Source organism: Acinetobacter sp. 70_2 (genome assembly GCF_056736115.1).
This window is the reverse complement of sequence record NZ_JBWZIP010000012.1, coordinates 269,970-284,051: the sequence shown is the minus strand read 5'-3', so window position 1 is coordinate 284,051 and position 14,082 is coordinate 269,970. Positions and strand designations below refer to the sequence as shown.

The window sequence follows — 14,082 nt, the reverse complement described above, 5'->3', positions numbered from 1 at the left end:
AAATTAGAAACGGAATTTAGCATTTAAGCCGATAGTTTGTGTATCACGTGGGTTGCCATCTTTCGCATTTGCTTTAACGAAGTCAGCACCAACTGCTAAAGCAGGAGTGATGAAGTATTGAGTGTGACCACCCCAAACATGATCGTAACCAGAATTAAATGCAGATACATCAGCAAAAGATGCACCAACGCTTAACTTAGGAGTTACGAATAAATCAGTTTTCATACCGTAAGCATTATCTTCAGCAAATAAAGCAAATGCTTCAAAACCAATCGCCATGTTAGTACCATCAATGTTTCCAACATATTTAGTACGAGCAGTTACAGCATCTTGTTTTTCATCAATAGCAACTGATTCACCAACTGCTTTAGCGATTCCGTATTTATTAACACCGAATGCATCTAAAGAAATTTGATCAGCAACACTTGTATAACCAACAGCAACTAAGAAGTTAGGTAACAACATTGCACCAGCTTCTAATGCATAACGGTCACCGTTGTCATCACTTACGCCATCTTTAAAATCATTGATAGTGTGGTTGTAAGATGCGCTAGCATAAACTGGTACGTAAGGAGTTGGAACGTATGCTTCACCTTTAACACCATAAGTGTGAGATTCAACGTTTACAGTGTCTTTCTCATCATATTTGATATAGTTATAAGCAACAGAAACGTTAGATGCTTGGTTTAAGAAAGCTGCTTCAGCTAAAGGACCTTTAGACGCATCAACATTTTTGAAGTAATAAGTACCTTGAGCAGTACCAGTGAAGTTTTTATCGTTTGCAGTTGTGTCAACATATTCAGATTGACCTTGAACTTCAAATTGATAAGCATGAGCACCGGTCATGGCTAATAATACAGCAGTGGCTAAACCAAGTTTTTTCATAATCATTTCCAGCGTTAACAAGAGATAAAGCTTGGGTCATTGTATTGTAACAATTTATGAAGTCAATAATAGATGAAACGGAATGTTAATGAAATTTGACACTTATGTTAAAAATGGTTAAAAAAAGACCAATTGAAGTGTTTTATGTCAACCTGCTAAAAAAATGAACATTAACAAGCAGCTAAACCTTAAGCTTCCTAAGGATTTGGCATTAAATAGTTTAAAAATAATTACATTTATAATTGGAAAAAATGATTTTATTAATCGGATTTAACGTTAATAAAAATGTCGATATGATTAATAAATAATCGATCAAACATTATTCTTGTTTCAATTTTTATATATTTTGAGTAATAGTTAACATTATTTTGATAAGTTTATCTAAATAATCTATCTATTTTGAATTATTATATAATTGAATAAGGCAAAAAAAATACGTTTTTAAATCAAAAAAACGATTAAAAAATTAATTCTGATCAATTTAATCAACTTTACAAAATTAGAGATAAGTCACACAATTCAATTGCAAAGTTCACTATCTAACATTTTTATAGTTAGCAGTGCTTTCCCAGATACGATGTGTTATCACATCAGACTTTACGAGCTCAGCTTTCCCCAAGGTTGAGCTTTTTTTTATCTATAAGAAAACATTAACATTTGTTAAAAAAATTACATGAAATTTCTTCTTTTTAGTTTGTATAAAAAGAACCCAGCTTAGCGCTGGGTTTCGGATGCTGGGAGTGGCATCCAAGAGGAAAAAGAATCTTTTTATAGGATTGCGAAATTTACTTCAGCTGTAAAATGGAGTTTTGCTATAGCCATCATTTGCTCTTTCGATCAGATTTTTATGAAATACCAACAATGAATGCGTATATTGCGTTATTCAAACTTTGTTGCTGAACTTCTGCTCATTAAAGTGCTAGGATGCGAGTTAATTACTTCATTCTATAGTTGTGATGATGGTAGGACATTTACGGAGTACCAGCTAGAAATGTCAGGATTACGTTCAGAACATATCAGTAATCGACTATTTTTCTTCATGTTGGTCATTATTCTGTCCTTACTGTTTATGGCTGTGCCTCTTATTGTTAGCAGTTATCAAGAGTATTTAAAAACTAAACAAGCTTTGGTTGAAATCAAAAGCTTAAAATCGATTGCTGAAGTTGCAAATAAGGTATCTAAAGAGCGTGCACCAGCAAATAAATTAATGTCGAGTAACGCTACCGACTTTTTAAAAAATCAGAAGAAGCTAAAAGAATACCGACTTACTGTCGATCAGCAAATTAATGAAACTATTCGTATTTTAAAGGAAGAAGGCTATTCCGATTTAGCAAATACTTTAGATACTAAATTTAAAGATGATTTGAAGCAGGCGCGGGCTGTCGTCGACTACTATGCTGCAACACCTGAACAGGCACGAACCTCTATGCAATTCGATCATGCAATTTTGGGTATGTTCGGTGCTTGGGATAGTTGCCGAGAAATTTTGCAAAAGCTCATGTTGCAGTTAAAAAGTAAAGACAGTCAAATTAATAACTATTTTACTTTGATTGTTGTATTAACCGATATGCGTGATCAGGCTGGTCGCACCGCATCTAATGTTATTGCACCAGTGACGTTTAAAGAAACCATACCCAATGATAATCGGGCGCGCTCTTTGCAGACTCAACAGCAAGCTCGGTACTTATGGGCACTTGTAGATACGCTACAGTCTGAGCAGGCCAAGACTCCAGAATATCATCGCCTTTATGCGAGAGTTAAAACTGAATTTTTAGATAAAGGCGTGCCTATTGTTGGTCAACTTTTAGAAGAAAGCCAAAAAAATGAGGCTTATCATTTAAATGGAACTGAACTGACAGACCAAATTGTTGATAAATTTACAACAGTCATCGATTTACAAAACTTCCTACTTAATAAAAGTGTCTTTATCGCTTCTCAAGAAAATTATTTGGCAAAAAAGAAATTCTTTCTGACTTTGCTTATTTCTAGCATATCGTTAGCGGCTGCTTTACTTACCTTAATTTATGCAAAGAGAAGGGTATTTGAGCCCCTTATTCAGGCCCGAACCTTAATTCTTGATTTGTCTCATAGCAAAGATTATCCAGTAGATGAGTTGAACCCTAAAAAAGGTGAGTTTATTTCACTGTTTGAAGCGATTGACCGTTTACAAAGAATGCTTAAACAGCGAGATGCTTTTGAATTCCAACTTAAAAATATTGCAAATACAGACCCTTTAACTGGTGTATCCAATCGTTTAGCTTTATCTGAATACTTAAAAATTGTGGAGAGCTACCCTCAAAAATTTTCACAAACTTGTTTAATGATTATTGATATAGATCGTTTTAAAGATGTGAATGATCAATATGGTCATATTGTTGGTGACCAAGTGATTAAACGTATTGCAGATCAATTAAAAGCGAACGTACGCGCTTCGGATTTAATCGTTCGTTATGGTGGCGATGAGTTCTTAATCTTGTTAGAGCAGATACCATTTTTAGATGCACGTCTCTTGGCTGAAAAAATTCGTATTGCGATTTCTTTAGAAGAAGTTAATTTATCTAATACGCATGAAAAATTGCATGTATCGGTCAGTATTGGTTTTGCGATTGGAGCAACAAGCTGGATGGAACTGTTAGAAAAAGCAGACCGTTCACTTTTAAAAGCTAAAGCTCGGGGCCGAAATGTTGTAGAGGGATAAAAAAGCCGGAAAATGATTTCCGGCTTTTTTTTATTGTTTCAACATCGGTTTTAAGAAACGACCCGTATGGGAAATCTCGACCTCAGCGACTTGTTCAGGTGTACCTTCGGCAATGATCATACCACCACCCGAACCACCTTCAGGGCCTAAGTCAACAACCCAGTCCGCTGTTTTAATCACATCAAGGTTATGTTCAATCACTACAATGGTATTACCCTTGTTGCGTAGCTCATGCAAAATGTCGAGTAACTTGGCAATATCATGGAAATGCAGACCTGTTGTTGGTTCATCTAAGATATAAAGCGTTTTACCCGTATCTCGTTTCGCTAACTCACGTGCAAGTTTTACACGTTGAGCTTCACCACCAGAAAGTGTAGTAGCAGCCTGACCTAAACGAATATAGCCTAAGCCAACCTGAGTTAAGGTCTCTAAGCGGCGGTGAATGACTGGAATTGCACTAAAGAACTCGGCAGCATCTTCAACGGTCATTTCTAAAACGTCAGAAATGTTTTTGCCCTTATAACCTACTTCAAGCGTTTCACGGTTATAGCGTTTGCCATGACAAGCATCGCAAGGTACATACATGTCTGGTAAGAAGTGCATTGCGACTTTAATCATGCCGTCGCCTTCACAGGCTTCACAGCGTCCGCCTTTCACGTTAAACGAGAAACGACCGGCACTATAACCACGGGCTTTTGCCTCTGGGGTTTGTGCAAATAACTCACGAATTGGTGTAAATAGCCCTGTGTAAGTTGCAGGGTTAGAACGTGGTGTGCGTCCAATTGGGCTTTGGTCAATATCAACGACTTTATCAAGGTGTTGTAGACCATCAATTGAATCAAACTTTTCTGCTGTTAAAGTCGTTGCACCGTTGAGCTGTGTTGCAGCCAATGGAAGCAAAGTACGGTTAATTAGTGTTGATTTACCCGAACCTGAAACACCCGTCACACAAGTCATAATGCCAAGTGGAATGGTTAAATCGACATTTTTTAAGTTATGGCCTGCTGCACCAGAAAGTTTGATAAATTCATCTGGACGTGGTGATTCAGTACGTTTTTTTGGCACTTCAATTTTGAGTTTGCCAGAAAGGTATTGTCCTGTGAGTGAGTCGGCATGTTTAGCCAATTCATCATACGTACCTTCAGCAATAATCACACCACCATGTACACCTGCACCCGGCCCGATATCAATAATATGGTCAGCTGCACGAATGGCATCTTCATCGTGTTCAACAACCAATACCGTGTTGCCTAAATCACGTAAGCGAATAAGGGTTTGTAATAAACGATCATTATCGCGTTGATGCAAACCAATAGACGGTTCATCGAGTACATACATCACACCCATCAAACCTGCACCAATTTGCGAGGCTAAACGGATACGCTGTGCTTCACCACCAGATAGGGTTTCGGCAGAACGAGCTAAACTTAAATAGTTCAGACCAACACTCACCAAGAAGTGTAGACGCTCACGGATTTCTTTAAAGATTTTATCTGCGATTTCGCCTTTAGCACCTTCAAGGTTTAAATCTTGATAATAACTTTCTGCATCGCCAATCGACATGCGAGTAATGTCGGCAATCGTTTTATCTTTAACGCGAACATGACGTGAAATTTCATTAAGACGTGAACCACCACATGCATCACACGCTGCATTAGAAAGGTACTGAGCTAAATCATCACGTACATAGTTACTTTCAGTTTCACGGTAGCGACGCTCAAGGTGTGGCAAAATTCCTTCAAATGGTTGCACGCGAGTATGTTTACGGCCACGTTCGTCGATATAGCTTAAATCGACTTTTTCTTTACCCGTACCTTGTAAGAATTTCTTTTGAGTGTCTTTATCTAACTGGTTCCAAGGCGTATCAAGTTGGAAACCAAAATGATCGGCAACTTTTTGTAGCATCGAATAATAATATGGACGCTGACGATCCCAACCACGAATAGCACCTTCGCTAATTGCCAACTCAGGATTTGGAATGAGCTTTTCAGAGCTAAAGTGGCTACGGGTACCTAAACCATCACAAACAGGGCAGGCACCGAACGGGTTGTTAAATGAAAATAAGCGAGGCTCAAGCTCTGCGACTGCGCGATCACACTCAGGGCATGAATGCTTCGCAGAAAAAACACGATCTGGGTGTTCGCCATTCATCCATGACAAAACAGCAATATCGCCACCTAAACGCAGTGCGGTTTCAAATGATTCAGCAATACGGTTGCCTAAGTCATCACGCACTTTAAAACGGTCAACCACAACTTCGATGGTGTGTTTTTTCTTTTTGTCGAGTTCTGGTGGCGTATCAATATCAATGATTTCGCCATCTACACGCGCCCGTACAAAACCTTGGCCTTGTAGTTGTTCGAACAGGTTACTGTATTCACCTTTACGTTCACGAACCACTGGGGCAAGCAACATGAGTGCTGTGCCTTCCTCAAGGTTCTTTACCGCATCGACCATTTCAGAAACGGTTTGCGCAACCATAGGTAAGTCGTGTTCAGGGCAGTAGGGCGTGCCGACACGTGCATAAAGCAAACGTAAATAGTCATAAATTTCGGTAATCGTACCTACCGTTGAACGTGGGTTATGACTGGTAGACTTTTGCTCAATCGCAATCGCTGGTGACAAACCTTCAATCGAATCGACTTCAGGCTTTTCCATTTGCGATAAAAACTGACGAGCATAGGCCGAAAGTGATTCGACGTAACGGCGTTGTCCTTCGGCGTACAAGGTATCAAAGGCAAGAGAAGATTTTCCTGAACCTGATAGCCCCGTAATCACCACAAATTTGTCGCGTGGAATATCGAGTGACACATTTTTTAAGTTATGGGTACGTGCGCCTCGAATACGGATATGACTTTGGCTCATAAAACATCTCAATTATGTATTGATGAAAATTTAGGTGTTGTTTGATTAGTCACAGGGAGATATGGCTATTTATAAACAACAGACCCTATATGATAACGATTTAAAATTGTTCAAGTAGTACAAAATGATTTAAAGCGACAAATTGTGACGGTTAAACGACAATCGACAAAATTTGTTTAAATAAGCAGATTGTATTTTTAACATTCCTCACTCTACATTTCTACTCTCGCATATTTTTACAAGCTACATAATTTTACTAGACGACTGGTCTAATAGTTGTTTATGATGTGTTCATGAAACGATTAAACAAAAGCGAAACTACCCGACAACACATCTTAGATACCAGCTTTGAGCTGGTACTACGTAAAGGGTTTGTTGGTGTTGGTTTGCAAGAAATTTTAAAGGCTTGTGACGTACCCAAAGGTTCGTTCTATCACTACTTTGCTTCGAAAGAGGCATTTGGTTGTGCCTTGCTAGAGCAATACATGGCCAATTATAAAGTTCGTATGGAACAACTTTGGCAGCACAGTGAACAAAGTGCGCATGCCCGTTTAATGGCGTTGTGGCAGGCGTGGATTGATGATCCCGTATATGGCAGCTGGGCTGAAAATTGCCTGATTGTGAAGTTGGCGGCAGAGGTTTCTGACTTGTCAGAAGATATGCGTCAAATTCTCAATGACGGTGTGTACAAATTAACGCAGCGTCTAGCTTTACTACTCAAAGAAGGGCAACAAGAAGGGTCAATTCCAAAACATATTGATCCTTTGAAAACTGCGCAAGTCATGTATCAGTTATGGTTGGGTGCCGCTTTACTCACAAAATTGTCTCAAGACAAAGCACATCTACATCTAGCTTTAGAAACGACCCAACAACTCTTAAAACCGATAGAGGAATAAAGCATGCGAAGTATTATCCATGGTAATTTTGGCGAACCTGTAGACGTTTTAGAGCAGGCGGATATGCCAAAGCCAGAACCAAAAGCAGGCGAAGTGCGTATTAAAACCATCATGTCTCCGATTCATAATCATGATGTATGGACAGTACGTGGAAGCTATGGCTACAAGCCGACCTTACCTGCGATTGGCGGTAGTGAAGCCGTTGGTATTATTGATGCGTTGGGCGAAGGCGTTACTCATGTACAGGTAGGGCAACGTATCGCAGTTGCATCTGTTCATGGCAGTTGGGCTGAATACTTTATTGCACCAGCGCAAGGCCTTATTCCTTTAAATAATGAAATTGATGATGAGACAGCAGCGCAACTGATTGGTATGCCAATTAGTGCCCTCATGCTATTGGACTTTGTTAATGTTCAACCGGGCCAATGGCTCATCCAAAACACGGCAAATGGTGCAGTAGGTAAAACAGTTGCGATGATTGCACAGGCACGTGGCTTACCTGTGATTAATCTGGTCCGTCGTACTGACGCGATTGCAGAGATGCAAGCACTAGGTATTCAGCATGTTGTTGCAACTGATCAGGCGAACTGGAAAGAGCAGGTTAAACAACTTCACGGTGACCAACCGCTGATTGCTGGTGTGGACTCAATTGGTGGCAGCGCAAGCGGTGAAATGCTGAATTTACTCAGTGAAAATAGCCTACTCGTTTCGTTTGGTAGTATGACTGGCGAAACCATGCAGATTTCATCGGGCGATTTGATTTTCAAACAAGCGACAGTAAAAGGGTTCTGGGCGAGTGTGGTCAACAAAGAAATGCCAGCAGAACGTAAAAAGGAACTGATTGTTGAGTTATTAACGCTAGCGACTCAGAAAAAATTAATTCTACCTGTAGAAGGTGTATTTAGTTTTGATGAGATTAAAACAGCTGCCCAAAGAGCAACGCAAGGTGCTCGACAAGGCAAAGTATTGTTAAAACCGTAACACACTAAAAGATCAGTCGAGAGACTGATCTTTTTTCATATCTTTAAAACAAAAAGGAAAACTATATGATCGGACAAATATTCATTGCGCTTATCGCGATATTACATGTCTATATTTTAGTGCTAGAGATGTTTTTGTGGGACAAACCTTATGGCATGAAAGCCTTTGGAAATAATGCTGAAAAAGCAAAAATCACCAAAGTCATGGCGCAAAATCAAGGTCTTTATAATGGCTTTTTAGCGGCGGGTTTATTTTGGTCTTTATTGGCTGATGCACCGTTTGCTATATCAATTGCCAATTTCTTTTTAGGCTGTGTACTGATTGCAGGTATTTATGGCGGGCTGACTGCCAGTAAAAAGATTATTTATATTCAGGCAGTTCCTGCATTGATTGCTTTAGTCGCTGTTAATTTTCTTTAAAAAGCGCACAATACAGCGTTTTGAAATGGAAATGATCAGGTAGGATCAGTGTATGTGGGCGTTATTTTTAAAATGTATGTTGGGGGCTGGGGTTGTCCTCATTATTTCGATTTTATCGAAAAGTAAGGCATTTTATATTGCTGGTTTAGTCCCACTTTTTCCTACCTTTGCTTTGATTGCTCATGTGATTGTCTATCAGCAAAAAGGAGCCGAAGCATTACAAAAAACGGCTCTATTTGGTCTATGGTCACTTATTCCCTATGCCATTTATTTAGTTGCTGTTTATATGCTCGCAACACGCATGTCGATGTGGTCGTGTCTGGGCTTGGCCACTCTATGTTGGGTGGTCGCTGCGGCAGGTTTAATTTATGGCTGGCAGCTATTTCAACATTAAAAGATTAAGAGAAATCCCTTAATCTTTTAAATTGAAGCATTTTTTATGATTGCTCAAGAACACGCGTTCTGAGCATGCCTTCGACTAAATTGATCATTTTTTTGCGGGAAAGAATGCGGGGCAATTGAGACGTTAAATAATTACTACAACCCACCACTACTGTTGCTTTATTTTTATCTAACGCTCTAACTGTTACAGAGACAACGTCATCTACAGTAGAGCTTTTCATACCGCTGGTATCGGCATTTGCGACTTGAGTAAAATTGGTTTCGGTATTGCCTGGGCAAACAGCGATAAACTTAACACCCGAAGTGCCATATTCCCCTGCAAGTGCTTCAGTAAACTGCAGAACATAAGATTTAGTTGCGCCATAAACAGCAATATAAGGGAGAGGTTGGAAGGCACCTGTCGACGAAATATTAATCATGATGCCTTTTTTGTTCGAAAGCATATGTGGCAAAAATAAATAGCACAAAGACGTTACACTGCTGATATTTAGCATGATCATTTCTTGATAGGTAGAAATGGATTGATCTAGAAACTTAGTCCATTTCCCAAACCCTGCGTTGTTAATTAAAATTTCTACCGATAATTTTCTAGCTTGCACTTCATTAAATAAGGTCTGAGCTGAATCGGGTTGAGCTAAATCTAAAACAATCACCTCAACATTTACGCTATATTTTTTTCTGAGTTCATCGGCTAAATCATTTAGTTTTTGTTCGGAGCGCGCTGTTAAAATCAGGTGGATTCCTAAAGATGCAATTTTTTGAGCATACGCTTTACCTATTCCTGAAGATGCGCCTGTAATTAATGCTGTTGAATTTTTAAATGTAGAAAGATGAGCGCTCATTTTATTTATCCGTAATACATGAAGTCCTTACGATAAACCTTGTCCCTAAGGGCAGAGTCAAGCGCTAAATTCAAAAGCTATTTTTAGATTTTTATGCATCATTTTAAGCAGAAATTTTACTGGTAATATAAGTTTCAATAATCTCATCTTCCAGTTGTTTTAAATCTTCTTGTAAACGATTTAATGCTTCTTTTTGTTCAATAATTTGTTGATTCTTTTTTTGAATAAGCTGCTGCGCAATTTCTACTGGAAAGCGATTGTTTTTATATTTTAAAGCTGACAAGTCATAAAGCTCAGAAAGGCTAAATCCTACTGCTTGTGCAAGGCGAATCATCTTAACCGATTTGACATCAATCTCTTCATAAACACGATAATTTCCTTTTCTTTTTGCAACTGGTAGCAAGCCTAATTTTTCATAATGCCGAATCGCTTTAGGAGTGGCTCCAGTTAAAGATGCTAATTCACCAATATACATATTTATCTCACATTTTATTGAGAATCGATCAGGTATGAACCATCTGACCGATTCTTTTGAAGTTTTAAATATGGTCTAAACCTAACCATTGTCTTTGGTGGTATGCGCTATCCCAAAATAACCATTCAAGTTTTGCACCCATCGTGTAAGCGGCATGCATTTTTTCTAATGTGTCTGCATCACAGCGTGCGGCAACTTTGTCTACTGTGGCAATCACATTGCGAACAGCGGTATGAAACTCTTCGCCTGCATAGGTATCAATCCATGCTTGGTAAGGGTTATTAGGAATTGATTTATTTACAATATCTTTACCAACTTCAGCATAAATCCAGAAGCACGGTAAAAGGGCAGCGAGTACAACAGGGTAGCTCTCAGACCAAGCCGTTGCTGTTAAAAATGAAGTGTAATGATGGCCTGCTAAAGTTAATGGGGTGTTTTTAAATTCTTCTTTGGTTACCCCAAAGTTTTTCATGAAGTCATCATGCAAACTACGTTCAACCACAATTGCAATTTTAGCGGCATCTGAGAATTGCATAATATCGTCAGCCTCGAATGCCTTTGCTGCCGCAACAGCCAGTACGCGACCGTAGGCCACTAAATATTGGGCGTCTTGAATAACATAATGACAAAATGCTTCTTTATCTAAAGTACCGTTAGCAAGTTCCTGATTGAAAGGCAGGTCGAGAATTTTTTGATATAAATTTAAATTACGTTGCCAGAGTTCTTGAGAAAAAAGCATAAAATCATTCCATTTAAAATAAGACAGCTGAACCGGATTTTAAATCAATTTTAAAATACAAAAATAATAATGGTAGATATATCGCAAGAAAATATTTAATACGATTAATAAGTTAATTAAATATTATAAATTTCTTTATTAAACATAGGGATAAAGTAAAGGTAATAACGGCATAAAACAACATCGTTTTGTGGTTAATTATCGATATAATAGCCGCGGTTTTTAAGAAAGATTAAATTTAGTTCTTGGTATAGGTCTGATCCATGAAGCATTTCCGATTTTCGATATTTTTTACGGTAGTGTGTTTAGCACTCGCCGCTTACTGGGGTTTTACCCATGGACCTGAAGCAGGCGTGTCTACCATGCTTAAAGCTTTAACCATTACTGCGATTTTAGCTGTAATGGAGGTTTCATTATCTTTTGACAATGCTGTCGTAAATGCATCGGTACTTCGTGGGTGGGATCATTTCTGGAAAATGATCTTTTTGACAGTCGGTATTTTAATCGCCGTTTTTGGTATGCGTTTGATTTTCCCTGTCTTGATCGTTTCTATGACTGCCGATATGGGCTTTATTGAAGTCGCTAAAATGGCACTCAATGATCCGAAAACTTACTCTGAACGTTTAATGGCTCACCACGCTGAAATTTCAGCTTTCGGTGGAACATTCTTATTGTTGGTTTTCTTAAACTTCTTCTTTGACGAAGAGAAAGAAACGCATTGGTTTAGATGGCTTGAAGTCAAATTATCTGACTTGGCTAACGTACCGGCAATGTCTGTTTTTATTGCACTCATCGCTTTAATTGTAATGGCTGGTTATGTTGAAGATCATGAGCGTTTAGCTGTAACCATGGCTGGTGTTTGGGGCATTGTGGTTTACATTGGTGTGCAAGTTCTTAGCCATTTATTGGGCGGCGAACCTGAAATTGATGAAGATGGTAATGCAGTCATGCAAGATGGTTCAGGCGCTGCTTCTGGTGTGATTAAAGCCGGTTTGGGCGGTTTCTTATACCTTGAAGTGTTAGATGCATCATTCAGTTTTGATGGTGTAATTGGTGCATTTGCAATTACCAGCGACGTTGTCGTGATTATGTTGGGTCTTGCAATTGGTGCGATGTTCGTTCGTTCAATGACGGTTTATCTTGTTGAAAAGGGCACATTAGACGCTTATGTGTTCTTAGAGCATGGTGCCCATTATGCGATTGGTGCTTTGGCTTTCATTATGATTGCAAGTGGTACAGGTTTACATATACCGGAAGTCGTGACAGGCCTCATTGGTGTTGCATTTATTGCATGGGCAGTGATTGCATCTATCCAATATGCGAAACGCGAACAAGAGTCGTCTTAAGCTAATTTTCAGTAAAGTTCGATAGAATAAAGAGGCTAAATGCCTCTTTATTTTTTTCAGCCGAAATCGTTATTTTAAATCATCTCTCCCGTATTTTTAGAAACGAATCGGCTTATAATTTGCCTAGTTTGATAACGTGTATTGATATGATGAATGCTTTGGAACGCCGCTCAACTTTTGCTTTAAGTAGTATTTTTGCGCTACGCATGTTGGGTTTGTTCATGATTATTCCTGTCTTCTCTGTAGTCGGGCAGTCATATCAATATGCGACTCCGGCACTTATTGGTTTGGCCGTAGGTGTATATGGTTTAAGTCAGGCGATTTTACAAATTCCATTTAGCTTGCTGGCTGACCGTTTTAGCCGTAAACCGCTTGTAGTCTTTGGCTTATTGCTCTTTGCTATTGGTGGTGCAATTGCGGGTTTATCTGACACGATTTATGGCGTGATTATTGGCCGTGCCATCGCTGGTGCTGGGGCGGTTTCGGCAGTAGTCATGGCACTTTTAGCTGATGTGACGCGTGAAGAGCAGCGTACTAAAGCCATGGCTGCTATGGGCATGAGTATTGGTTTATCTTTTGTTGTCGCGTTTAGCCTTGGGCCTTGGCTCACAAGTCTTGTCGGTATTTCTGGTCTATTCTTTGTGACCACAATTATGGGCTTAATCGCGATTTCGATGCTATTGCTTGTACCTAAAGTGACCCGCCATCATCGTAACTATCAGCAAGGCTACATGGCGCAGCTTAAGCAAGTCATTCAAATGGGTGATTTAAACCGTTTACACGTTTCGGTTTTTGCATTGCATTTATTGCTGACAGCTATGTTTATTTATGTGCCTTCACAGCTTATCGAGTTTGCGCATATTCCTCTGGCGAGCCACGGCTTGGTGTATTTGCCACTGTTGGTGATTAGTTTATTTTTTGCATTTCCAAGCATTATCATCGCTGAAAAATATCGCAAAATGCGAGGCATTTTCTTAACGGCAATTACAGGCATTATTGTGGGGTTGCTGCTTCTCATATTTGGTTATCAGTCTAAATATGTCTTGCTCGCAGGCTTAGGTATTTTCTTTATTGCCTTTAATGTAATGGAGGCTTTATTGCCTTCTTGGTTGTCAAAGTCAGCTCCAATCCAGTCAAAAGCTACTGCCATGGGTGTAAATGCCAGTAGTCAGTTCTTAGGTGCTTTTTTTGGTGGCACGCTAGGTGGTCAATTATTGATGTTACATAATACTGCGATTGGATGGAGTGTCTTAGCAGGGATTGCTATAATATGGCTGCTAATTAGTTTTGGTTTAGCTCAGCCGCGGTATCTGTCATCGATTGTGTTGCCATTGCCGCAAGTGCAACAGGTGAATGAGTGGACCACACAGCTATTGGCAATTCGTGGTATTGAAGAAGTTGTGGTGATGCCTGACCAGCAAGTTGCTTATATTAAAGTCGATAAACAGTCTCTTGATGATGCTGCACGACGTGATTTAACGCAGTTGTTTGGTAAAGAGGTAGCCATTTAAGCATAACTCTTATAAAGTAAAAC

At 39.2% G+C, this 14,082-nt stretch carries 12 protein-coding genes; 7 read left to right on the top strand and 5 right to left on the bottom strand.

The window, feature by feature from the left end; translation table 11 throughout:
• Window positions 1–3: 3 nt before the first annotated feature.
• Window positions 4–885: a porin Omp33-36 gene (gene omp33-36, locus AC1PJ9_RS05210; protein ID WP_311087240.1), complete on the bottom strand. Its 882-nt coding sequence runs from the start codon at window positions 883–885 to the stop codon at window positions 4–6.
• A gap of 991 nt (window positions 886–1,876) precedes the next feature.
• Between omp33-36 and AC1PJ9_RS05205 the strand changes: the two genes are divergently transcribed.
• Window positions 1,877–3,583: a GGDEF domain-containing protein gene (locus AC1PJ9_RS05205; protein WP_311087311.1), complete on the top strand. Its 1,707-nt coding sequence runs from the start codon at window positions 1,877–1,879 to the stop codon at window positions 3,581–3,583.
• A gap of 30 nt (window positions 3,584–3,613) precedes the next feature.
• Here the strand turns inward: AC1PJ9_RS05205 and uvrA are convergent, their stop codons facing one another.
• Window positions 3,614–6,448 carry an excinuclease ABC subunit UvrA gene (uvrA, locus tag AC1PJ9_RS05200; protein ID WP_311087239.1) on the bottom strand — a complete coding sequence of 945 codons (2,835 nt, stop codon included), beginning with the start codon at window positions 6,446–6,448 and terminating at the stop codon, window positions 3,614–3,616.
• Window positions 6,449–6,741: 293 nt separating this feature from the next.
• Between uvrA and AC1PJ9_RS05195 the strand changes: the two genes are divergently transcribed.
• From AC1PJ9_RS05195 to AC1PJ9_RS05180, 4 genes are all read left to right on the top strand, one after another.
• A complete protein-coding gene (locus AC1PJ9_RS05195; RefSeq protein WP_311087238.1) occupies window positions 6,742–7,344 on the top strand; it encodes a TetR/AcrR family transcriptional regulator in 603 nt (200 codons plus the stop codon).
• A gap of 3 nt (window positions 7,345–7,347) precedes the next feature.
• Window positions 7,348–8,325: a zinc-binding dehydrogenase gene (locus AC1PJ9_RS05190; RefSeq protein WP_311087237.1), complete on the top strand. Its 978-nt coding sequence runs from the start codon at window positions 7,348–7,350 to the stop codon at window positions 8,323–8,325.
• 65 nt (window positions 8,326–8,390) lie between these two features.
• Window positions 8,391–8,744 carry a DUF1304 domain-containing protein gene (locus tag AC1PJ9_RS05185; protein WP_311087236.1) on the top strand — a complete coding sequence of 118 codons (354 nt, stop codon included), beginning with the start codon at window positions 8,391–8,393 and terminating at the stop codon, window positions 8,742–8,744.
• A 52-nt stretch (window positions 8,745–8,796) separates the two neighbouring features.
• A complete protein-coding gene (locus AC1PJ9_RS05180; RefSeq protein WP_004704995.1) occupies window positions 8,797–9,138 on the top strand; it encodes a GlpM family protein in 342 nt (113 codons plus the stop codon).
• 43 nt (window positions 9,139–9,181) lie between these two features.
• On the opposite strand, the gene AC1PJ9_RS05175 is transcribed toward AC1PJ9_RS05180, so the two are convergent.
• The 3 genes from AC1PJ9_RS05175 to tenA all read right to left on the bottom strand — a co-directional run bounded on the left by AC1PJ9_RS05175 (window position 9,182) and on the right by tenA (window position 11,202).
• Window positions 9,182–9,988, bottom strand: coding sequence for an SDR family NAD(P)-dependent oxidoreductase (locus AC1PJ9_RS05175; protein ID WP_311087235.1), 807 nt, complete (start codon window positions 9,986–9,988; stop codon window positions 9,182–9,184).
• A 103-nt stretch (window positions 9,989–10,091) separates the two neighbouring features.
• Window positions 10,092–10,463, bottom strand: a complete 372-nt coding sequence (locus AC1PJ9_RS05170) for a MerR family transcriptional regulator (protein WP_311087234.1) — start codon at window positions 10,461–10,463, stop codon at window positions 10,092–10,094.
• A 64-nt stretch (window positions 10,464–10,527) separates the two neighbouring features.
• Entirely contained in the window at window positions 10,528–11,202 is a 675-nt protein-coding gene (gene tenA, locus AC1PJ9_RS05165; protein WP_005066884.1) for a thiaminase II, read from the bottom strand.
• Window positions 11,203–11,465: 263 nt separating this feature from the next.
• Between tenA and AC1PJ9_RS05160 the strand changes: the two genes are divergently transcribed.
• Window positions 11,466–12,548: a DUF475 domain-containing protein gene (locus AC1PJ9_RS05160; RefSeq protein WP_304391371.1), complete on the top strand. Its 1,083-nt coding sequence runs from the start codon at window positions 11,466–11,468 to the stop codon at window positions 12,546–12,548.
• A 146-nt stretch (window positions 12,549–12,694) separates the two neighbouring features.
• Window positions 12,695–14,059 (top strand): MFS transporter, encoded by a 1,365-nt coding sequence (locus AC1PJ9_RS05155; RefSeq protein WP_311087233.1) that lies wholly within the window; start codon window positions 12,695–12,697, stop codon window positions 14,057–14,059.
• Window positions 14,060–14,082 lie beyond the last annotated feature (23 nt).

Excerpts from the sequence above, each read along its gene's own strand:
- tenA (WP_005066884.1), bottom strand. The coding sequence starts at position 11,202 with ATGCTTTTTTCTCAAGAACTCTGGCAACGTAATTTAAATTTATATCAA.
- AC1PJ9_RS05175 (WP_311087235.1), bottom strand. The coding sequence starts at position 9,988 with ATGAGCGCTCATCTTTCTACATTTAAAAATTCAACAGCATTAATTACA.
- AC1PJ9_RS05170 (WP_311087234.1), bottom strand. The coding sequence starts at position 10,463 with ATGTATATTGGTGAATTAGCATCTTTAACTGGAGCCACTCCTAAAGCG.
- AC1PJ9_RS05180 (WP_004704995.1), top strand. The coding sequence starts at position 8,797 with ATGTGGGCGTTATTTTTAAAATGTATGTTGGGGGCTGGGGTTGTCCTC.
- AC1PJ9_RS05190 (WP_311087237.1), top strand. The coding sequence starts at position 7,348 with ATGCGAAGTATTATCCATGGTAATTTTGGCGAACCTGTAGACGTTTTA.
- AC1PJ9_RS05160 (WP_304391371.1), top strand. The coding sequence starts at position 11,466 with ATGAAGCATTTCCGATTTTCGATATTTTTTACGGTAGTGTGTTTAGCA.
- uvrA (WP_311087239.1), bottom strand. The coding sequence starts at position 6,448 with ATGAGCCAAAGTCATATCCGTATTCGAGGCGCACGTACCCATAACTTA.
- omp33-36 (WP_311087240.1), bottom strand. The coding sequence starts at position 885 with ATGAAAAAACTTGGTTTAGCCACTGCTGTATTATTAGCCATGACCGGT.
- AC1PJ9_RS05185 (WP_311087236.1), top strand. The coding sequence starts at position 8,391 with ATGATCGGACAAATATTCATTGCGCTTATCGCGATATTACATGTCTAT.
- AC1PJ9_RS05205 (WP_311087311.1), top strand. The coding sequence starts at position 1,877 with ATGTCAGGATTACGTTCAGAACATATCAGTAATCGACTATTTTTCTTC.
- AC1PJ9_RS05155 (WP_311087233.1), top strand. The coding sequence starts at position 12,695 with ATGATGAATGCTTTGGAACGCCGCTCAACTTTTGCTTTAAGTAGTATT.
- AC1PJ9_RS05195 (WP_311087238.1), top strand. The coding sequence starts at position 6,742 with ATGAAACGATTAAACAAAAGCGAAACTACCCGACAACACATCTTAGAT.